The organism is Proteus sp. G2609 (genome assembly GCF_963896135.1).
GTDB lineage: Bacteria > Pseudomonadota > Gammaproteobacteria > Enterobacterales > Enterobacteriaceae > Proteus > Proteus mirabilis.
Map to the genome: position 1 here is coordinate 144566 of NZ_CAWQNB010000008.1, position 21690 is coordinate 166255.

The following is a 21690-nucleotide window of genomic DNA, read 5'->3' on the forward strand; positions in this document are numbered from 1 at the left end:
AATACATAATGGATGATAATAAATCAAAAGAGAACCAAGAAGTTATATTGAAGATATCAAATTGTCCATCAATAATAAAAAACGCTAATAGTATATTGAATATTAAAAAGAACACTGCCATTTCAATAAAAAATAGCGCAATAACATCTTTTATCTTAGACAGTAATAAAGTGGTTTTAGCTGACAATATTAATGATCAATTTACCATTTCAGTACATTATCAATAATAGTAGTATATAAACCCACAATGGCTATAACTCACCATTGTGGGTTTATCTATCAGCATTAACTTAATGAGATAGACTCAATAGCTTGTAAGATGCGTTTATCAGAGATGGGATAAGGTGTTCCTATCTGTTGAGCAAATAAACTCACTCTTAATTCCTCTATCATCCAACGAATATTTTGTACCTCTTCTTGCTGCTTTTGCTTCTCGGTTAACTTAGCTAACCACTGTTGCCACTGCAAAATGACATTTTCAACTCGGCTCATTTGTGCTCTATCACGGTTAGGATCAATCGCTAATTTCTCCATACGTTTTTCAATGGCACTGAGATAGCGAGGAATATCCGCAAGTCGTTTCCAGCCATGGGATGTGACAAATCCGGGAAAAACTAATTGATTAAGTTGTGCTTTAATATCAGACAATGCAAAAGCAACACTAATATCGACCCGCCCTTTTAAGCGTTTATTTATTGCAAATACCTGAGTTAAAATAGATTCAACTTGTTTAGCAATTTCGACAACAACATCGTTTAATTCAGCACGGACATAATCTTGGAGTTTTTGGTATTGCTCTTCTTGCCATATTAATCCCCCATAAGAAGCAATGAGTTTATCAACCCCACAAGCGATACAGTCATCAATCAGATCTAGCACCTTGCCATAAGGATTAAAATAAAGACCTAATTTTGCTTTATTAGGCAATTTTTCATGCAAGTATTTAATGGGTGAAGGAATATTAAGTAGTAATAACCGTCTTATCCCCTGCCACATTGCCGCTTGTTGCTCTGTTTCTGTTTCAAATAGCTTGATACCAACACTATTCTTTTCATCCACTAATGCCGGATAGGCTTTAACTGAATAGCTACCACGCTTTTGTTCGTAGCGTTGTGGCAAGTCACCAAAACTCCAAATATGTAAATCTTGCTGCTCAATACCATCATCTGCTACCGCTGATAATGTTTCTTGAACTTTGTCCTTTAAACGTGCTTTTAACTGATTAAGATCTTTTCCTTCAGCAAGGGTTTTATTGTTGTCACCAACAACTCGAAAAGTCATTTTTAAGTGATCGGCCACTTGCTCAAGTTGCCAACTGTCACGTTCGACCGTAACGCCGGTCATTCTACGTAGCTCTTTTTCTAATTTATCGAGTAATTCACCTTCAGGGGTAACCACTCGTTCTAAAAAAGCTGAAGCGTAGTTAGGCGCAGGAACAAAATTACGACGTATAGGTTTAGGTAATGATTTTATTAAGGCAACGACTAATTCATGACGAATACCCGGAATTTGCCAATCAAAACCTTCATCTTTAACCTGATTTAAAATCGGTAATGGAATATGGGCAGTGACGCCATCTGCTGCTGTACCTGGCTCAAACTGATAAGTTAAGCGTAATTTTAAATTATCTTGATGCCAATAATTTGGATAATCTAATGCACTAACACGTTTAGCATCTTCTTTGATAAGCATGCTTTTTTCAAAGCTCAGCAAATCAGGTGAATTCTTTTGCGCTATTTTCCACCATTTATCAAAATGGCGGGTAGAGATAACATCTTGTGGTATTCGTTGATCGTAGAATGTAAACAGCGTTTCATCATCTACCAAAATATCGCGACGGCGTGATTTATGCTCTAACTCTTCAACCTCGGTACGTAATTTTAAATTTTCACGGAAAAAAGCATGCCGAGTTTGCCAATCGCCTTCTACCAACGCATGGCGAATAAATAGCTCTCGACATAATAGTGGATCAATTTTGCCATAATTTACTAATCGCGAAGCCACAATAGGTAAACCATATAAGGTGACTTTTTCATTAGCCATTACCGCACCCTGTGCTTTTGACCAATGAGGCTCACTATAGTGGTGTTTAACTAGGTGGGTGGCGATAGGTTCAATCCATTCCGCTTCAATGCGTGCAGCAATACGCCCCCATAGCCGTGATGTTTCTACTAATTCTGCCACCATGGTCCATTTGGGCGGTTTTTTAAATAACCCCGAGCCGGGATAAATAGCAAAACGCGCATTTCTCGCGCCAGTAAACTCCTGCTTATCGCTATCTTTTTGCCCGATATGTGATAATAGCCCACTTAATAAAGCCACATGAATACTTTTAAAATCGGCCGGTTGGCTATTAATTGGAAAACCTAATTCCTTCACAACTTGGCGTAGTTGCGTATAGACATCTTGCCATTCCCTAACTCGCATAAAGTTTAAAAACTCTTGGCGACAGTGTTTTCGAAACTGAGAGTGACTCAATTCTTTCTGCTGAGTTTTTAAATAGTCCCATAAATTGAGTAATGAAAGAAAATCTGAATCTTTATCTTGGAAACGACGATGTTTTTCATCTGATGCTTGTTGCTTGTCCATCGGTCTTTCACGAGGATCTTGAATAGAAAGCGCCGATGTGATCACCATTAATTCTCTAACTGCACCATATTTGCGCGCTTCAAGAACCATTCTCGCTAATCTTGGATCGATAGGAAGCTGAGCTAATTGTTTCCCCATCGGCGTCAAACGATAAGCACCTTTATTATCAGTACCCTCTTGTAAGGCACCCAGCTCTTCTAATAAGCGTACACCATCTTGTATATTGCGTTTATCGGGCGCTTGTACAAAAGGAAATCCGCTAATATCCCCTAATCCTATCGAGGTCATTTGTAAAATAACCGAAGCAAGATTGGTTCTTAGTATTTCAGGATCGGTAAATTGCGCACGGGAAATAAAATCATCTTCAGAATAAAGACGAATACAAATACCATCAGAAACACGACCGCAACGCCCTTTTCTCTGATCCGCAGAAGCTTGAGAGATTGGCTCTATGGGTAAGCGCTGAACTTTGGTTCGATAACTATATCGACTAATACGTGCATAACCCGTATCAATCACATATTTAATGCCAGGTACCGTAAGAGAAGTTTCGGCAACATTGGTTGCTAATATGATGCGTCTTCCGGTATGAGGCTGAAATATCCGGTTTTGTTCACTATTAGAAAGACGAGCAAATAGTGGTAAAACTTCGGTATGACGTAGTTGTAATTTATTTAATGCCTCTGCGGTATCCCTTATCTCACGTTCACCGCTCATAAAAATAAGAATATCACCCGCACTTTCTCGACTTAACTCATCAATCGCATCAATAATGCCCTCAGTCATATCCTTATCACTATCCAAAGCGTCACCACCAATAGGACGATAGCGCACTTCGACCGGATAAGTTCGGCCAGATACCTCAATAATAGGAGCTTGATTAAAATGCTTAGAGAAACGCTCAGGATCGATAGTGGCAGAAGTAATAATCACTTTTAAATCTGGGCGTTTGGGCAAAAGCTGCTTTAAATAACCAAGAATAAAGTCAATATTTAAGCTACGTTCATGGGCTTCATCGATAATAATAGTATCATATTGTAATAACAGCTTATCTTGTTGTAGTTCAGCTAATAAAATCCCGTCAGTCATTAACTTAACCAGCGTGTTATCACCAACATGATCACTAAAACGAACTTTATACCCGACAGACTCACCTAATGTTGTGTTTAATTCATGGGCAATTCGCTCTGCGACAGAGCGTGCAGCTAAACGTCGAGGCTGCGTATGCCCAATATAACCTTTTACACCTCGCCCTAATTCGAGACAAATTTTCGGGATCTGAGTTGTTTTACCCGATCCCGTTTCCCCTGCAATAATAACCACTTGGTTATCTTTGATTGCATTGTAGATAGCCTCTTTTTTCTGGCTAACAGGCAAGTTTTCTGGATAAACAATTTTAGGACAGTGAGCTTGTCGATTTAATATACGCTGTTTTGCGACAATAATATCCTGCTCAATCTCGCTTAATACCGCCTGTTTCGACGTTTCTTTACTTATTTTATCAACGCCACGTAAGCGTTTTCTCAATCGTTGCTGATCCCGCAACGAGAGTTGCTCTATCTCTTTGTAGAGCATCGCAGATGATAGTGCCACCTTTTGTTATCCTTTTTGAGGTTTCTTTAACCCAATAATATTGTTGCCATGATATCACAACAGCCAATTTGCACATAAAGGGTTGATGAATTTTCTTATTCTATGAATATATATAATCAATAAATTTGAATAGCATATTCAAACGATTATGGTGTGAAATTTTTCAGATAAGATAAAATTTGACTTATATAAACATAACAGATAGTTACCGAGAGAATAAAATGAACAAGCTTCTTGTACTAAAATCCAGTATTTTAGAAAATTACTCACACAGCAATAAAATGGCTGACTATTTAATAGAAAATTGGCAAAAACATCATCAAAATGATCTCATTACCCTACGTGATCTGGCAAAAGATCCCATTCCCGTTTTAGATCAAGCCACATTATTTGCTTTTGGCAAAGATACGGCTATGTTATCAGAACAACAAAAAGCCGCTAGAGCACTCTCTGATACATTAATTAATGAATTAAAAGCACATGATATTATTGTGATCACAGCGCCTATGTATAATTTCTCCATCCCCTCTCAATTAAAACATTATATTGATTTTATTGCTCGTGCAGGCGAAACCTTTAAATATACTGAAGCTGGGGCTGTCGGATTACTTGAAGATAAGCAAGTTATTGTATTAACGAGTCGTGGCGGTATCCATAAAGGACAACCCTCTGATTTAATTATTCCATATCTAACACAATTTTTATCATTTATTGGTATTAATAATGTACAGTTTATTCTCACCGAGGGTACTGCGCTGGGCGAAGAATGTGCCCAGCAGTCACATGCTCAAGCACAAAAAGAAATAGATTTAATAATTAATAAAGAAATAATGATAAAATAAAAATATATCTAATGGCACCTTTAATCGAGGTGCTATTTTTATAAATATAATTACACAAAACAACCTCTGTTTTTTTTAAAAAAAAAGCCCAATAGATAAATACTTCACCGTTTACCTATACTTCGATATTTAAATCCAACTTACCCACCATATAAAGCACCCATTTCTAATTATTTAAAAAACAAATACTTATTGCAATTATATATAACTTGTCAAAGTTCACGTAAAAAAATATTATTATCTCGCTCTTAATTATGAGCAAATTTGTAACTACAATTAATACTTAAATGGACTTTAGAATGAAAAAATCATTATTTTCACTATTAATTCTATCTACACTTTCTTTATCAACACAAGCTATTGCACGACATGTTACACTTGACGCTAAGGATATAACTATCCAAGGCAGAGTAGTTAAAAAAGATGCCCCAACTTGTCAGGTTCAACCTGTAGGTACAGTTAAATTACCGAATGCTGAAATTGATGCTTTTTCAAATACTCCTTTTGCATACTTTAGTATAAATTTTACTGACTGTGATAAACCGAAGGGAAATAAAAAAGTTAAAGTAGTTTTTAAACCACAAGCTGATTCTTATTTAACAAATACTCATAAGGGACCAGATGCTACCAATGCTCGAGTAGCATTATTAGATTATAGTAAGAATGAACCTATTCCACTTAATGCTAATCAAGATGAACGTACATTTTCTTCGGATTATCTATCTGATTATTCGATTGGGGCTAGCATGATTTTTTTATTAAAATATGAAGGACCAGGAGGGAGTGATGAGGTTACCGAAGGTGTTTTCAGTTCTACCTTATCTTTTGATGCTTACGTCACTGATGATATCGTCGAAGTTTCCGACGGAAGAGAGTCCATGCAAAGTAATGCCGACGAAGGATTCCCAGCAGCAGTCCTCCTAAGTGGTGCCGGCTTCGAAAACGTAAGATTCGACGATGAATAAAAAAGGCCAAAATTAAATATAATTCTGCTTTAATTTTTAACTCAATAAAAAGTCGGGGAAATACCGGCTTTTTATTTATGGATTAAGACAATAAATAACTTATCTAATGGTTTATTAAAAAACATAAGATTATAAATTGGCAAAAACACCATCAAAATGACCTCATTACCCTACGTGATCTGGCAAAAGATCTCATTCCCGTTTTAGATCAAGCCACATCATTTGCTTTTGGCAAAGATACGGCTATATATAATTTCTCCATCCCCTCTCAATTAAAACATTATATTGATTTTATTGCGCGTGCAGGCGAAACCTTTAAATATACTGAAGCTGGGGCTGTCGAATTACTTGAAGATAAGCAAGTTATTGTATTAACGAGTCGTGGCGATATCCATAAAGGACAACCCTCTGATTTAATTATTCCATATCTAACACAATTTTATCATTTATTGGTATTAATAATGTACAGTTTATTCTCACCTAGGGTACTGCGCTAGGTGAGGAATATATATATCAGTCACATGCTCAAGCATAAAAAGAAATAGATTTAATAATTAATAAAAAAATAATAATAAAATAAAAATATATCTAATAGCACCTTTAATCGAGGTGCTATTTTTTATAAATATAATTACAAAAAAAAACCTCTGTTTTTTTTAAAAAAAAAACATCAACAGATAAATACTTCACCGTTTACCTATACTTCGATATTTAAATCCAACTTACCCACCATATAAAGCACCCATTTCTAATTATTTAAAAAACAAATACTTATTGCAATTATATATAACTTGTCAAAGTTCACGTAAAAAAATATTATTATCTCGCTCTTAATTATGAGCAAATTTGTAACTACAATTAATACTTAAATGGACTTTAGAATGAAAAAATCATTATTTTCACTATTAATTCTATCTACACTTTCTTTATCAACACAAGCTATTGCACGACATGTTTCCGTTGACTCTAAGAATATAACTATCCAAGGCAGAGTAGTTAAAGATCCCCTAACTTGTCAGGTTCAACCTGTAGCTACAGTTAAATTACAGAATGCTGAAATTGATACTCTTGAAAGTACTCCTCCGACAACGTTTTCTATAGATTTTACTGGCTGTACTAATCCGGAAGTAGATAAAAAAGTTATAGTAACTTTTAAACAACAAGATAATTCTTATTTAACAAATAGTAATAAGGGATCAGATGCTACCAATGCTCGAGTAGTATTATTAGATGATGAGAATAACCCTATTCAACTTAATAGTGATAATCCACGTCAACGTACATTTTCTTCGAATTATACATCTAATCCGCTTGGGCATGGAATAATGTTTTCATTAAAATATGAAGGACCAGGAGGGAGTGATAAGGTTACCGAAGGTGTTTTCAGTTCTACCTTATCTTTTGATGCTTACGTCACTGATGATATCCAATAAAAAAGTCAAAAATTAAATATAATTTTTCTTTAATTTTTAGCCCAATAAAAAGTCGGGGAAATACCGGCTTTTTACTTATGGATTAATACAATAAATAACTTATCTAATGGTTAATTAAAAACATATGATTAAAAAATACATTATTTATATAATATCATTTGCCTTTACATTCTCATGTTATGCTTCTATTAAAATTAATAAGGATAGATTTTTTTATAAAGAACAAGATAAAGAAATTCTATTTGATATAAAAAATAACAGCGAAAAAGAAAGCTATATTATTCAAAGTTGGGTATCACACTATAACAAAGAAGATAATAGTGAGGCACCATTTATCATTTCTCCTAGTTTAATAAGATTAGCACCAAATGATAATTTTACATTAAAAATTATCAAAACGGATGATATAAAAGAAATCAACCAAGAATCTGTATATAGAGTAAATATAAAATTAGTTCCAGTTATAGATGATGAAATGGCTGATAAAAACTTGCTTCTTATTTCTTTAAACTCAATATATAACCTTTTCTATACACCTAGCAATATTATTAACAAAAGTGATAATAAAGACATTAATTTTTTTATTAATAATGAAGATTTTATTAAAATAAACAATCCCACTCCTTATTTTATTACCATAGCAGAAGCAAAGGTGGATGATATTGATATATTAAATGAGAGAATAACCCTATCGCCATTTAAAGATTACAGTATAAAAAATAAAAAAATAACTAAAAATATTAAGGATAAAAAAGTACATTGGAAGAGAATCGATGAGTATGAACAGACTATCATTGCACCCCCAAAGGAGCTTGTTTATGAGTAAGGCAAGTTTTAGACTAAAAACATCTTTGCTATTGATATTAAATGCATACCCTTTCTTTTCTATTGCTAACAATAATATTCATTCTCTATATAAAAGTGTATTGTCAAATATTGATAATAAAACCATCAGTAACTTATTAAATAATGAACATCCTGATGGCTATTACTCAACAAATATTTATATCAACAACATGGAAAAAGAAACTATTATTTTATATTATGAAAATAAAGAAGGTATATTAACGCCAAGAATTAATGCTAATGATTTAATTCGTTTAAATATTGATCCATCTTTTTATAATATTCCTGTTGATTTAAGTTCTGATTTGTTATTAAGCGATTACAATATTGATTTCAAATATAACTTTTCCTCGCAATCATTATATTTAACTATTCCACAAAAAGCCTTAGATAATAAAAAAAATAAGCTTGCTAGCCAAGTTTTATGGGATGATGGTGTCCCTGCTTTATTTAGCTCGTATTCTTATTTTGGTAAATATAACAATCAAAATAAGATAGACCACAACATCAGTTTTAATTCAGGTGCTAACTTAGGTGCTTGGCGAGTACGTAGTAAAAGTTATTATCACCACACGGATAAGCAACAGCAATTTAAACTATACTCATTATATGCTTATCATCAATTAAATACGCTGTTGGCAACGCTTAATGTGGGGGAATTTCGACCAACCAGTAGAATGTTATCAACAGATAAATTAATTGGATTTCAACTTATATCTAGTAATTTGCTCTCTGGTAATGATCTCTATATGAATAGTCCTATCATAGAAGAGATTGCAGAATCTCATGCTGAAATTAAAGTGAAACAACAAGGAAGAACCATTTATGAAACTATTGTTCCTCCTGGGCCTTTTGTTTTAAACGATCTACCTGTTATAGGTAGCAATGAATTGGTATTAGAAATAAAAGAAGCAGATGGACGTATAAGAAAAAGTACGCATTACTTTACTACAATGCCAAACCAATTAAAAAAAGGTCGTTATCAATATAATTTTATTTCTGGATATTCTTATGATAGATATAACCAGTTTGATAATCAAAATAATAACCCTATTTTTTTACTGGGTGAGTTCTCCTATGGTATTAATCAAAAAATAACTGCCTATGGTGCAATTAGAAAGAAACTGAATAGCAATACTTTCTTTTCAGGATTATCATTAGATTTAGGACGTTGGGGGGGAGTCGCTAGTGATATTAGCTATTTTGATTACAATAGTCTATTAAAATACCAGTTGCGCTATAATAAACGATGGAGCAATATTGGTACTTCTTTAAATATATCTTCTAGCCATTATCAATCAATAAAGCCTGATAGTGTTAACTATAGGCAAAGTCAAAAAGACAACATAAAAAATAGCTATACAATTTCTCTTTTTCAACCGATTAAATCTTTCGGGACATTTTCTATTGGTTACCATCAAAATTCTTATGCCAAAAGAAAAAACGACTTTACAATCAATACTTCTCTATCATCTTCTATAAAAAAAATGAATTATAGTATAAAATATCAATATAAAAATGAAAGATATTATAATGACAATCATTTTTCTTTAAATTTTAATATTCCACTAACAAATAGCTCTCAATCCTATCATTGGGTAAGCAATCAATTTGATTATCATCCAAACAATAAACGTTATATAAATAGTACGACTATTGGGGGAAGTTTACTAGAACACTACCGCTTAGGATATTCTATTAATTACCAACGGGATTTTAGCCACCCAAATGCTGGTTATCATACTTCAGTAAATACTCAGTATAAGGGGAGATATCAATCTTATTCTATTAATGCAACTAAATTGTCTAATAATAAAACCAATTTAAGATTAGGGATTAATGGTGCAATAGTGTTACATCAAAGTGGAATAACTTTGGCACCTGATTTAGGTAATACTTTTGCTATTGTAAATACAAATGGCATTGCCGGAATTAAAACTAATCGTTCTTCACAAGCCACGACAGACAATAACGGTAATTTAATATTACCGCACATCATGCCATATCGTAAAAATACTATTGGACTAAACATAAATTCGTTACCCGAGTTTAGTAATACTAAAACTCAAAGTAAAATCATCGTACCTACTTTAGGTGCGGTAGCAAAAATCAATTTCCCTATAAATGTCGGCTATAATGTTTTATTTACCTCAAATACACCAATTCCTTTTGCTGCCAATGTAATGGTATTTGATGATAATAACAATCTCATTTCTATTGATTCTGTCTATGACCACAATAGAATATTCCTCTCCGGAATAAAAGAAACCGGAACGGTACAAGTAAAATGGGGAGATACAGAGGAGCAACAATGTTTCTTCAATTATAACGTAAAAAATGAAAGTAAAAATAATTCAATTATTAAGAAACAAATTGATTGCCAATAATGAATAATTTTTATTCTTGAATATTTATGTAAGGTGTTTCTATGAAATCAATAAATATAAAATTTTTAATTCCTCTATTATTGCTATACTTCCCTTTTATTGCTTTATCTGATAATAGAAGAGGTAGTTTACCACCATCAGTAAATTGTGATACTTCCATATATCCCATTATACTTCGTGATATAAGTACTGATGATTTTGCTACACATCATGCTGGAACCTTAGCTGATGAACGCTATACTAGATATATTGGAATGTTTTTTAATAATTGTTCAGAAAGTAATACTAAAATAACCGTAAATTTTGATAATAAAGATATTGATCCTAATAATGGTTACCTTATCAATCATGCAACAGGCCCTACAGCAAGTGATAATGTGACATTCCAATTAATTGATCTTGAAGATAATCCTATTAATTTAAACCAGAGAAATGCATTCACCAAAAATATTGATGAAAATAATGAAGCTTTTTTTCGTTTCGCTGTAAATTATGTCAAAAAAGATAATCTTCCCCCAAAGCCAGGAAATGTAATTGCTCATATTACGTTCATTGCAGAAGCGAACGATCAGATTGTTGAATCTGATAAAATCAAAATAGTAGACTAAAAAATAAAGTGATAATAGGAATTATCACTATATCAACGCTATGAGAATAATTTAGTCTCTCTTTTATCGCTACTTGGGTAGTGGATATTATTTCTTAATCCACTGCCCATTAATTCCTTTAACAAACTCACCTGAACTGGCTCTTGCTACTAATTTTTCACCCGCTAAACGGGCAACAGACTCAGGAGTCACTTGATTGGTTTTAGCAATTTCAGCGTATTTGGCTTTTCTGGCTTGATTGATGTCATTCACCAATATTTGAGCTTGCTTATGGTTTGGTTGCACTAACTCAACATAACCACTAAAGGTTTCCCCTACTAGACCTTGCGCGCGCGCCTCATCAAGTGTTAACGCAACGGCATTTGAACTAATCAATGCTGTGATTAATGCAAAACTAAAGAGATATTTTTTATAATTCATTATTCACTCCAGCGTTAGAATATAGCACTATTGTTTTTCAGCAAGTCTTCAACTTGGCGATCTATTTTGACATTAATTTCATGTTCAATCTTAACGTTCATATTAATGTTTATCGGTTTTTCCGGGGTAGCAACCTCTAATCGAATACATCCAGTGAGTGCTGATATGCCGATAGTGAAAATAACAAATAAAAATAGTCTTTTTAAAAATAATAACATCATTCTGACTCACTCCCTAAATCGGATAGGCTCTTTTCTAACCACTCTTCCAATTGCGAACCAAATCGCAAGCTGCGCCATAACTGAAAAATATTTTCTTGATGGCGATAATTAAGATTTACTTGTCGCCGTTTGTCTTCCAATGGATTTTTCCCTTGGATTTCCGCTTCAAGTACTAATTCACCTAGGTTGCTTAAATTAACCCGCGTCCAAGAGCGGCTAATCTCTAAATATCGTAACCATGCCATAGCGACACCGGCTGTCATATTGCTATCATCAATAGAGTCAACAAAATCTTTATCAAGCCTGAGGGTTAAGTACGATGAATTAGCCAGCCACCCATCTTTCACTATCCACTGATTGTTATTGATAAAGAAAGGTAATTCGCCACTTACTTTACCTGATGCGGCAAATTGGGTCACCTTCAATAAAGTGAAAAGCCGACTTAATTCTAGATTATCTAATGAGATAATCGCCGCTTCATGCTGTGGTAATGCTAATTTAGCCATAGAAATAGTGCCATCAAGCATAGCAACCTTAACATTAGATAAAACTAAAGGTTTTGCTTCTGTAATAGGGTAAAATCCTTGCAGATCGGCGGTAATATCTGTCATTTCAAATAAATTGTTGACGCGCTTAATGCGTAGTTGCACTGGTTGCTTTACACCTAATTGCCATTCGTCACCGTTTAAACGCCAAGGTAAAATAAAATCGAGTCCTTCTAATACGCCATCTTTTAGCCACATGCTGCCTTGCTTAACCACTAGATGTCCACCAGCAACTAAACCTTGTTGAGGGGCAATAGAAAAGTCAGCTTGTGTATAAAATTCGCCATTATCTAATGTGATGCCTAATTTTTCTGGCAATAAAGATTGAAAGGCATTGATTGGTTGTGCAGGCCAACGCATCTGCCCTCTTAGCCTTTCACCATCCCAACGTGTATTAATCGTTATAGGTCCAATAGTTGGCTTGGCATTGAGCTCGCCTTTCATATAAAAACGAAAAGGAGATTGACCTTTTACACTGGCAATAAAATCCGCTCTATCTAAGAATCCCCCCGCAGGAAAATCAATTCGTTGACTGGTTAACTTTAATTTGCCTTCAAATAACGGGTTTTTATCGTCTCTTAACCAACGAAATGGCGTTAAAAGCGTCAACCTAGGGGCTAACATACTGGTATGCTGATAAGTTAAAACATCAAATCCGGTATTTAATGTCTCAAAACTCACCATGTTATCTACCCAAGAGCCAGTTCCAGCGATATCCCAACGCGCTTTTAATGGCAATAAATTGCCCTCTCCCCAATAACGCCATTGCCAATTGCCCTGATCAGGTAAGAAATCGGTCGAACGTCCAGCAAAATGGACCCGATAATCCCCCCAAATAGTATCTTCAGCTAACACAATCGCATTTAGGTGACCATTAAATCCTTTGGAAGATAATGTTGAGCCAGCCAGTGGTAAACGAGCATCTTTTACCGTCAGCGTTTCTGTTAGTTGCCCTTTAAAGCGTAATAGTGAACCGGGCTGAAATTCGATAGTAGGATCTGTCAACATACCGGTCACTTTAACGGGAAGTTGTGCACTGGCTTGCATGAGATCTTTATTTACAATTCCTGTCAATTGAATAGGTATATCTGCATCTAACCAGTTAATCGCCGTTTCAGGTATCGTCATCACTAAATTCCCTTTCCCTGCATGCCCTTGCGTCATAACATTTAAGCGCGCAGTTAAGCGTAATCCCGTTAATCCTTGCTGCCACTGGGCAATGTTGATATTCACACCACCACGTAAGGGTTGATCAAGCCCAAACCATTCCCAACGCCCTTTTTCTATCGTGATATTTTCTGCAGTTACATTCCAAGGCAACACAGCTAACGCTTGCCCTCCTCCTTGTTCAGCAATAGAAATGGTACCGCTATTCCCTTGCCATTGAGCAATAAAGACTAATGGGTAAGCATAATGGGATGTTAACAATGTTGTGCTGATAGAACCATTTTCTGGTAATGAATCAACATTAAGAGGTAACGCGATTTCAGCCGCCAGCTCTATCTGATTATCGTCAGGCAAATTAATCTTTAATTGTTTAATATCTAACCATTGATTATCACGGATCAGCGCTTGTATCTGCGTATTATCTCCCTGATAGCTGATTAATCGCCCATTTGTATCACTTTTAAGCTGAAAATGGCCGTTATAGCGCTGATTATCCATTAAAGAAACATGATTGATATCAACCGATAAGTGAGGAATAGTAGCTAATAACGCATGAATATCGAGAGGAACTGTTGCGGTTTCTTTTTTATCTGCAAAAGATAATTGTGAAAAACACCCTTCGTTAATAGTAAGTTGTTGACTATTAAATGATAGGCTATCAATTTGCTGTTTTTGATAGTTAAACGTAAATTGCTGCACATTAGCCAAGGTACAGCTATCACTTTTTAATGCGATATCATCAATAAAAACACCCCATTGTTGTAACCTAGGTTGTGTTAAAGAGAGTGAAACACCTTCAGGTAAATAGCTTTTAGCCACAACAGGTAACCAACGTGGAATGGTGAGCCACAAGGTCGTGCTAACTGCGCCGACACCCAGTAGTATCATCCCTGTCCATTTGATTGTTTTCTTTAACAACACCTCATTTTCCTTTTGATCACATTAACCACATTCCGAACATCCACTTTACCCATTAAATTGTTTATAATAATAGTATTAAATGCTTCTCTATTGGGGTTAGATAATTCTTGTTTTCTCACTCTCAAAATAAATTTTAATCGATAATAAGCGAGTACAGGATGAAAATTGTTTCCTATAGTACTAAACATTATGACCGCAAACACATGGAATGGGCCAATCAGCATAATGGATATCATTATGATATCGAATATTTTGACTTTAATTTGACTGAACAAACAGCAAAAAATGCCGTCGGCGCAGATGCAGTCTGTATCTTTGTTAATGATGATGCTAATCGTGCGGTATTACAAGAGCTTGCCAGTCTCAACATCCATATCCTTGCACTGCGTTGTGCGGGATTTAATAATGTTGACCTTAAGGCAGCGGCAGAATTAGGGATCACCGTAGTGCGTGTGCCGGCTTATTCCCCAGAAGCGATTGCTGAGCATACTGTTGGGATGATGCTCTCGTTAAATCGTCGTATTCACAGAGCCTACCAGCGTACCCGTGATGCAAACTTTTCCTTAGAAGGCTTAACTGGCTTTAATATGCATAATCGCACTGCAGGGATTATCGGTACGGGGAAAATTGGTCTAGCGACTTTACGCATACTAAAAGGCTTTGGTATGAAGCTATTGGCCTATGATCCTTATCCAAACCAAGCTGTATTAGATTTGGGTGCGGAATATGTTGACTTAGCGACTCTTTACGCAAATTCACATGTTATTTCGTTGCATTGCCCATTAACCGCAGAAAATCATCATTTATTAAATGAAAGTGCTTTTTCGCAAATGAAAGATGGCGTAATGATCATCAACACTAGCCGTGGGGCCTTAATTGATTCTGCAGCTGCTATTAATGCCTTAAAACAAGGTAAAATTGGCGCATTAGGCATGGATGTCTACGAAAATGAGCGCGATTTATTTTTTGAAGATAAATCAAATGATGTTATTCAAGATGACGTGTTCCGTCGCCTTTCCTCTTGCCATAACGTATTGTTTACCGGGCACCAAGCATTCTTAACTGAAGAAGCATTAATTAGTATTAGTGAAACGACATTGCACAATATTAAAGAGGTTGCTGCAGGTATAACATCACCTAACGAAGTGAAAGCCTAAGTCTCTAAAAACCCCTGTTAGTCACCTTTGAGTGGCTAAAGGGGTTTTATCTTATTCGTCTTGGTTAATGAATTAACAACATATTTATCTTCTTAGGTACATTTTTATCAAGCGTAAGCTATCCCTTTTATGCATGCCTAGTATTTTCTTTCTCATCTACTTTAAATTGACAGACTAAATTGGCAAGCTGATGAGCTTCGTCATCCATATTGGCAGTAATAGTGGCAGACTCTTCCACAAGTGCCGCATTTTGTTGAGTCACGGTATCCATCTCACTTACGGCCATAGCAATTTGATTAATCCCCATACTTTGTTCATTAGAGGCTAAGGCAATCTGTTGCATAAAATCATTAACTTGACTAATGGTAGTCACAATTTCCGACATGGAGCGCCCTGCTTCGGTCACTTGTTGTGATCCAACCTGTACTTTATTTACCGAATGGGTAATAAGTTCATTTATCTCTTTGGCTGCCTCTGCACTACGACTGGCTAAGTTACGCACTTCGGCTGCAACAACGGTAAATCCGCGACCTTGTTCACCCGCTCTAGCCGCTTCAACCGCGGCATTCAATGAGAGAATATTGGTTTGATTGGCAATACTGTTAATGATGTCATTAATATCTGAGATCTTCTTTGCACTTTCAGAAATCGACGACATGGTTTCGATAACATTATCCATCACCTTTTCGCCGTTTTGTGCTGACGTTGTCGCTCTTAATGCCAACTGGCTAGCTTGGCGTGAGTTATCAGCATTTTTTTCAACCGTGGTTTTGATTTGCTCCATGCTTGCAACGGTTTGTTGTAGCGCACTAGCCTGCTCTTCAGTACGTGAGGAGAGGTCAGTATTACCTGTTGCTATTTCACTTGCACTGACGCTAATGGTGTTTACTGCATTTTTTACCGAAGCAATCATTTGACTTAATGAAACTTTCATTTTATTCATTTCATTAAATAGCTTACCAAATTCATTGTTACCGTGATTTTCTACTCGCATACTTAAATCGCCTTGGCTCATTTTACTAAAAATATTAATAAGCACTTTAATATTGCCGATAAAGCTATGAGAGAACCAACGTAAGATAATGATAAAGAGCATAATGACAATAATCGCTGTGACTAACGCCATTAGCATAATGCGCTGTTGTGAGGTTTTCGCAATATCAATATAATTATTCTCAATACCATTGGCGACTGCATAATATGTCATGGTGATCTCGTTGAGTTCATCCATTTTTTGACTAGCAGAGTGCGTAGTCAATTGTCCTTTACGTAATTTAGCTAAAGCATCGGTAAATATATCTAAAAGCTCATCAAAACGTTTCGTCATATCATCGGCAACCTGACGCCCTTCCATGGTTAACTTTTCAGCATCCGCCCAACGGTGGATCTCTTCACGGGTGATTTTTATATATTCTTGAGTTTGATGAAGGTATTTAGCAGAAGGTTTTTCATTCACTCTTAACTGCCCATCCAAGCCATTAATATTCGCTCTGATCACCGCCATTTGATAACGCGCTTTTCCCATCAGCAACATTTGCTGACTTAAGTTATTTGATGAAACAAAGTTATGATAAGAGCGTGTTGAAGCATCATAACTAAAGTAAATAATGCTCATAATAAGTACAAATAAAATAGCCAGCATAACTTTAACGGTTTTTTCTATACTGATGTTTTTAAACATAATCATATTCCAGCAAAATATACAGCTTTGATTTTTCTGTATATTTGTAAGATATCAGAATGCACTCTTTAGTAAAAAAGAGTGCATTCCCTAGTGTTAACAAAATAAATTAAAGATTATTTTTTAGATTATAGAGACAGGTAAGAGACTGCTCACATTGATAATGTCGGTCATTTTCATCAAAAACTTTAGAGCATAGTGAAATCTATTTTTTATTTTTGAAATAAACATTTCATTTCACTGTCCACTAAGCAATTCGTTACATAATATTCCATTAGCATTATGATTTGATTGATAAAAAATTAAATGATTAATTATCTTTTAGAATGAACAGGATAAATTTTAAAGCATGACCAATTCATCATACAATATCAGTATTTATTTTATAAATTAAACTAATCATACTTTTTTATTTAAACAGAAAGAATTGTTGTTACTTTCTTAAAAAATAATGCTATTGCTTAATACTGTGGACATTAGGTTATTTAACTCAAATAGATTAACGATATTAAGAAAGATTACTTATTCTATTTTTAATTATTTTTTAGTTAGTTCAATTAAACTTATCTCTTTATTCAATCGCTATGTTTTGCTATTCAATAATACAGTAATAATTGAACAGAATTATTTGTTGATTGTTAATCTTTTGCACAATGCTTAGAGGTATTTTAATACCTCTTTATGCCATATGTTGATGACGCTGTGGTGATGCTTGTTTTACCCCGATTAAAAAATCAGCAAAAATAGCTTTAAAGTCACTACATGCCTCTTTCGGCAATGACGCTTCATTTTTTAGATTGATAGCAATATGAGTAATAAAACCATAAATTAAATTCACCACAATAGCCGGTGAATAAGCACAGATCTGTTTTTCAGCAAAGAGAATATCAACACAGTGTTGGATACGAGGAATAAGAATGTTGGCGTCAATCTCTTCCCACTCTTTCCAACCTAATACCGAGATAACTTCTTGTAAGGGAATTAACTCGTTTTTACACTGATAAATATGGTCAACACAAAGAGAGAAGAGCGCCGTTAGCTCTTGCCATTTATCATCATAAGTAGGCACTTCATCTAATTTTTGAACAGCATGCTTAACTTGCAGTAAATAACACTCTCTCAAAAGGGCTTTTTTATTACTGAAATGATGATAAAACGCCCCTTTAGTGACCCTTGCATAACGTGATATTTCATCAATGGAAACATCATAATAGCATTGATTTACAAAGAGATATTGCCCGGCTTCAAGTAAAGCTAAGCGTGTTTGTTCTGAATTCTCTTGTTGCCGTGATTTTAATTTCATGATAAAAAACCCATAAAACATACCATAAGTATGTAATAATATATGGGTATCAGTTTTGTGTAAACTGAACAAAATATCTTTTCAGGAAATCATCATGTCATCTCAGTTCAATGGACTTATCCCTTCCAATTCTTTATCTTCGTTTAATATAGAAGTGATTAAAGAACTTCTGCTCTGGATCGAGGTAAATCTAGAAAAGCCGTTATTACTTGATGATGTAGCGATAAAATCAGGTTATACAAAATGGCATTTGCAACGGGTGTTTAAGCAAGCAACGGGCTTAACATTAGCCTCTTATATTCGTGGTAGACGACTGACCAAAGCCGCCACTGAATTGCGCTTAACTAAACTTCCGGTATTAACTATCGCACTACGCTATCAATTTGATTCGCAGCAATCTTTTACACGCCGCTTTAAAGCTGTTTTTGGCGTTACTCCTTCGGAATACAGTAAAGTTGATGTGTTGTGTAGCGACAATTTTCAGCCCCCCATCAATTTTGAAGTTACCGACCTCCCTATTCCAAATATTATCGAGCTACCTGAAAGCTTTCTTTATGTTATTCAATACCAATACTTTTGCTCTATCGAGGATATTGGCAAGCTACATGAAGATATTCGTCATCAGTTTTGGAATGATTTTTTGTTGTACACAGATAAAAACTTTACGGAAAGTAGTGTGTTAATTTCTTATCAGCCAAATACATTACGTAAAGATAAGATCCAGATTGATTATGAAATTGGCCTAAACAATTTAGATCACTTTACCAGACCCCGTGGTTTCAGAAAAAAAGCGATTGCAGGCGGGCGTTATGTTCGTTTCCAATTTAAAGGCACGTTAGAAGAATATAAACAATTTGCCATCAAGATCTACTTTTATACTTTACCGGCTTTGGGGTTATGTCGTCGTTTAGGGCCAGATATTGAAAACTACATTTGTATAGAAACAGATAGCGACATTATGGAACTACCAAAAACACTGGAAATTGATTATTACGTTCCAATTCATTAATCAGTAATAAGTACTTAACGACTTGACTTTCAGTTTATTGATATGGCTAATTAACCGTCTTGATGGATTATTTAGCCATCCTTCTCTCTCACCCTCCCTTGGTTAATAAGGTTGTTCTATGCGTATTTGTTCTTTGTTGCTCTGCACCACTTTCTTAGTATCATCAATAACATCAAGCTACGCAGAAATAAGCACACATAAACTAATTCGCCAAGATAATAGCGAACTGATTTATTATCTAGATAAACAAGCTGAACATAACAAAACACTGTTAGTTTTAATGCAAGGTTCTGACTGTAATAGCATAAAAAATAATACTTTTATTCAAGAAACCTTTGGTAGATGGCTACCGAGTAGTGATGTTTTAATGGTTGAAAAGTATGGTATTACAGCACAATTGACTTATTCCGACGATAATGGTGAAAGAGAAGATTGCCCTAAAAACTATAAACTGCATGATAATCCTAGCCAAAGGCTTGCTGATTATTTAGCAGTGCTAGATAAATTATCCCCTAATTACACCAATATTGTATTACTTGGAGGAAGTGAAGGCGCAACAATGGTTCATTTAGTTGTTGCTGAACGTCATGATGTTAGCGCTGCAATCGCATTAAATGGCGGTGGTCGTTTTTTCCTTGATGATGTACTGTACAATATACGCAATACAACACCTAAAGAGCATGTGGAAGAAGCAATAAATAGCTTTCAACAACTCGCTAATGCAATAATAACGAATCAAATTGGTGATGAGCAATTTGTTAGTGAACATAGCAAATTATGGTGGCAACAATATCTTGCTATTGATCTACTTGAGGTGATTAAGCGCAACACGCAAACTCCGGTATTAATTGTTCAAACATTAGATGATATCAATGTAGATGTGGTTGCATTCCATCAATTATCTCAAGAGATAACGCAACCTAATGTGACATTTATTAAATATGATAAATTAAATCATGGTTTTTATAATCAACAAGGTGAGCGATTAACCGGAAAAGTCGTTCAAGATATACAGCAATGGTATGCGCAATATAATAAATAACTTATTCATCCTATCTTGACTTATTATATTAAGATAATTTTTACGAGCCGATGATTAGGCCTATTTTATCATGCTTAATCTTTTATGCCGCGTTATCTTTCTGTTTCCCCTATTGGCTATTTAATATTGATTGACTGATAGTAGTGATAGAGAAAAGCAATTTATCATCACACCTTTATGCTCTTATACTTAAGTTAAATCTTGTTATCAGATCACTGATATGGAACAGGATCATTATACAATTAACCTTGTATAATAGTGATAACTTCTCTCTTCTAGATGTATAGGATCAGAATGAACAATAATCGCGCACTACTATGTCTGGAAAAAATTGGCTTTCAACTCGATAGCAAAATTATTCTAGATAATGTGACTTTCTCACTACAACCTTCTGAATTTAAATTGATTACAGGCCCTTCTGGCTGTGGAAAAAGTACGTTATTAAAAATCATTGCTTCTTTATTATCACCGACAAGTGGCACACTTTTCTTTGACGGAAAAGACTACTTAACCCTTTCTCCTGAACAATACCGACAACAAGTTTCGTATTGTACTCAAACCCCGATGTTATTTGGTGAAACGGTTTATGACAATCTTAAATTTCCTTATTTACTACGCAAAATCGCCGTTGATGAGAAGAAATTAGCGAAAGATTTAGATTACTTTAATTTGCCCAATGAGATTTTAAATAAAGGTATTAATGAACTTTCTGGTGGTGAAAAACAGCGTATCTCACTTATCCGTAACCTACAGTTTTTGCCTAAAGTGTTATTGCTTGATGAAATTACTAGTGCTCTTGATGAAGACAATAAAATAAAAGTCAATGAGCTTATCCATCATTACGTCAAAGAGCAAAAAATCGCTGCATTATGGGTAACTCACGATCAAAATGAAATCAAACATGCCGATGATGTGATCCACTTACCGAGTCATATGAACAATTAAGGTTAGGTTTACTTCC

The 21690-nt window shown here is 34.9% G+C and carries 17 protein-coding genes; 11 read left to right on the forward strand and 6 right to left on the reverse strand.

From position 1 onward, the window contains the following. Positions 1 to 285: 285 nt before the first annotated feature. On the reverse strand, positions 286 to 4182 hold the full coding sequence (gene hrpA, locus AACV01_RS03080; protein ID WP_161682400.1) for an ATP-dependent RNA helicase HrpA: 3897 nt from the start codon (positions 4180 to 4182) through the stop codon (positions 286 to 288). A gap of 221 nt (positions 4183 to 4403) precedes the next feature. Between hrpA and AACV01_RS03085 the strand changes: the two genes are divergently transcribed. The 7 genes from AACV01_RS03085 (at position 4404) to AACV01_RS03115 (ending at position 11263) form a co-directional block, all read left to right on the forward strand. Beyond that, positions 4404 to 5024 (forward strand): FMN-dependent NADH-azoreductase, encoded by a 621-nt coding sequence (locus AACV01_RS03085; RefSeq protein ID WP_041701115.1) that lies wholly within the window; start codon positions 4404 to 4406, stop codon positions 5022 to 5024. Between the two features lie 299 nt (positions 5025 to 5323). Continuing rightward, complete coding sequence (locus AACV01_RS03090; RefSeq protein ID WP_161682401.1) at positions 5324 to 5989, forward strand: fimbrial protein; 666 nt, start codon at positions 5324 to 5326, stop codon at positions 5987 to 5989. 293 nt (positions 5990 to 6282) lie between these two features. Beyond that, positions 6283 to 6486, forward strand: coding sequence for a hypothetical protein (locus AACV01_RS03095; RefSeq protein ID WP_249121620.1), 204 nt, complete (start codon positions 6283 to 6285; stop codon positions 6484 to 6486). 384 nt (positions 6487 to 6870) lie between these two features. Beyond that, on the forward strand, positions 6871 to 7422 hold the full coding sequence (locus AACV01_RS03100) for a fimbrial protein (RefSeq protein ID WP_237584987.1): 552 nt from the start codon (positions 6871 to 6873) through the stop codon (positions 7420 to 7422). Positions 7423 to 7546: 124 nt separating this feature from the next. Then, a complete protein-coding gene (locus tag AACV01_RS03105) occupies positions 7547 to 8248 on the forward strand; it encodes a fimbrial biogenesis chaperone (RefSeq protein ID WP_020945603.1) in 702 nt (233 codons plus the stop codon). Continuing rightward, positions 8241 to 10655, forward strand: coding sequence for a fimbria/pilus outer membrane usher protein (locus tag AACV01_RS03110; protein ID WP_046334780.1), 2415 nt, complete (start codon positions 8241 to 8243; stop codon positions 10653 to 10655). Before AACV01_RS03105 ends, AACV01_RS03110 begins: the two co-directional genes overlap by 8 nt. Before the next feature lie 41 nt (positions 10656 to 10696). Further along, the gene (locus AACV01_RS03115; protein ID WP_161682405.1) at positions 10697 to 11263 is read left to right on the forward strand and encodes a fimbrial protein; all 567 of its coding nucleotides are present in this window, start codon (positions 10697 to 10699) and stop codon (positions 11261 to 11263) included. 87 nt (positions 11264 to 11350) lie between these two features. Here the strand turns inward: AACV01_RS03115 and AACV01_RS03120 are convergent, their stop codons facing one another. From AACV01_RS03120 to AACV01_RS03130, 3 genes are read right to left on the reverse strand one after another with little or no spacing between them, the layout of a single operon-like run. Beyond that, on the reverse strand, positions 11351 to 11683 hold the full coding sequence (locus AACV01_RS03120) for a YdbL family protein (protein WP_161682407.1): 333 nt from the start codon (positions 11681 to 11683) through the stop codon (positions 11351 to 11353). Between the two features lie 14 nt (positions 11684 to 11697). Next, the gene (locus tag AACV01_RS03125; RefSeq protein ID WP_004242803.1) at positions 11698 to 11904 is read right to left on the reverse strand and encodes a YnbE family lipoprotein; all 207 of its coding nucleotides are present in this window, start codon (positions 11902 to 11904) and stop codon (positions 11698 to 11700) included. Beyond that, complete coding sequence (locus AACV01_RS03130) at positions 11901 to 14537, reverse strand: YdbH family protein (protein WP_052715537.1); 2637 nt, start codon at positions 14535 to 14537, stop codon at positions 11901 to 11903. Before AACV01_RS03130 ends, AACV01_RS03125 begins: the two co-directional genes overlap by 4 nt. Positions 14538 to 14695: 158 nt before the next feature. Between AACV01_RS03130 and AACV01_RS03135 the strand changes: the two genes are divergently transcribed. Continuing rightward, positions 14696 to 15694, forward strand: coding sequence for a 2-hydroxyacid dehydrogenase (locus tag AACV01_RS03135; RefSeq protein WP_161682409.1), 999 nt, complete (start codon positions 14696 to 14698; stop codon positions 15692 to 15694). A gap of 127 nt (positions 15695 to 15821) precedes the next feature. Here the strand turns inward: AACV01_RS03135 and AACV01_RS03140 are convergent, their stop codons facing one another. Both AACV01_RS03140 and AACV01_RS03145 read right to left on the reverse strand, forming a co-directional pair. After that, the gene (locus AACV01_RS03140; RefSeq protein ID WP_060554642.1) at positions 15822 to 17375 is read right to left on the reverse strand and encodes a methyl-accepting chemotaxis protein; all 1554 of its coding nucleotides are present in this window, start codon (positions 17373 to 17375) and stop codon (positions 15822 to 15824) included. Positions 17376 to 18054: 679 nt separating this feature from the next. Beyond that, positions 18055 to 18678 (reverse strand): TetR family transcriptional regulator, encoded by a 624-nt coding sequence (locus tag AACV01_RS03145; protein ID WP_124725344.1) that lies wholly within the window; start codon positions 18676 to 18678, stop codon positions 18055 to 18057. A 94-nt stretch (positions 18679 to 18772) separates the two neighbouring features. Here AACV01_RS03145 and AACV01_RS03150 point away from each other — a divergent pair, with 94 nt between their 5' ends. The 3 genes from AACV01_RS03150 to fetA all read left to right on the forward strand — a co-directional run bounded on the left by AACV01_RS03150 (position 18773) and on the right by fetA (position 21674). Next, positions 18773 to 19687, forward strand: coding sequence for a helix-turn-helix domain-containing protein (locus tag AACV01_RS03150; RefSeq protein WP_161682411.1), 915 nt, complete (start codon positions 18773 to 18775; stop codon positions 19685 to 19687). Positions 19688 to 19805: 118 nt separating this feature from the next. Then, the gene (locus tag AACV01_RS03155) at positions 19806 to 20729 is read left to right on the forward strand and encodes an alpha/beta hydrolase family protein (RefSeq protein ID WP_161682413.1); all 924 of its coding nucleotides are present in this window, start codon (positions 19806 to 19808) and stop codon (positions 20727 to 20729) included. A 294-nt stretch (positions 20730 to 21023) separates the two neighbouring features. Next, complete coding sequence (gene fetA, locus AACV01_RS03160; RefSeq protein WP_004242790.1) at positions 21024 to 21674, forward strand: iron efflux ABC transporter ATP-binding subunit FetA; 651 nt, start codon at positions 21024 to 21026, stop codon at positions 21672 to 21674. Positions 21675 to 21690: the final 16 nt, after the last annotated feature.

Bases quoted from the DNA above. Each gene is read 5' to 3' on its own strand.
- AACV01_RS03085 (WP_041701115.1), top strand. From the start codon at position 4,404: ATGAACAAGCTTCTTGTACTAAAATCCAGTATTTTAGAAAATTACTCA.
- AACV01_RS03090 (WP_161682401.1), top strand. From the start codon at position 5,324: ATGAAAAAATCATTATTTTCACTATTAATTCTATCTACACTTTCTTTA.
- AACV01_RS03100 (WP_237584987.1), top strand. From the start codon at position 6,871: ATGAAAAAATCATTATTTTCACTATTAATTCTATCTACACTTTCTTTA.
- AACV01_RS03105 (WP_020945603.1), top strand. From the start codon at position 7,547: ATGATTAAAAAATACATTATTTATATAATATCATTTGCCTTTACATTC.
- AACV01_RS03110 (WP_046334780.1), top strand. From the start codon at position 8,241: ATGAGTAAGGCAAGTTTTAGACTAAAAACATCTTTGCTATTGATATTA.
- AACV01_RS03115 (WP_161682405.1), top strand. From the start codon at position 10,697: ATGAAATCAATAAATATAAAATTTTTAATTCCTCTATTATTGCTATAC.
- AACV01_RS03120 (WP_161682407.1), bottom strand. From the start codon at position 11,683: ATGAATTATAAAAAATATCTCTTTAGTTTTGCATTAATCACAGCATTG.
- AACV01_RS03125 (WP_004242803.1), bottom strand. From the start codon at position 11,904: ATGATGTTATTATTTTTAAAAAGACTATTTTTATTTGTTATTTTCACT.
- AACV01_RS03135 (WP_161682409.1), top strand. From the start codon at position 14,696: ATGAAAATTGTTTCCTATAGTACTAAACATTATGACCGCAAACACATG.
- AACV01_RS03140 (WP_060554642.1), bottom strand. From the start codon at position 17,375: ATGTTTAAAAACATCAGTATAGAAAAAACCGTTAAAGTTATGCTGGCT.
- AACV01_RS03145 (WP_124725344.1), bottom strand. From the start codon at position 18,678: ATGAAATTAAAATCACGGCAACAAGAGAATTCAGAACAAACACGCTTA.
- AACV01_RS03150 (WP_161682411.1), top strand. From the start codon at position 18,773: ATGTCATCTCAGTTCAATGGACTTATCCCTTCCAATTCTTTATCTTCG.
- AACV01_RS03155 (WP_161682413.1), top strand. From the start codon at position 19,806: ATGCGTATTTGTTCTTTGTTGCTCTGCACCACTTTCTTAGTATCATCA.
- fetA (WP_004242790.1), top strand. From the start codon at position 21,024: ATGAACAATAATCGCGCACTACTATGTCTGGAAAAAATTGGCTTTCAA.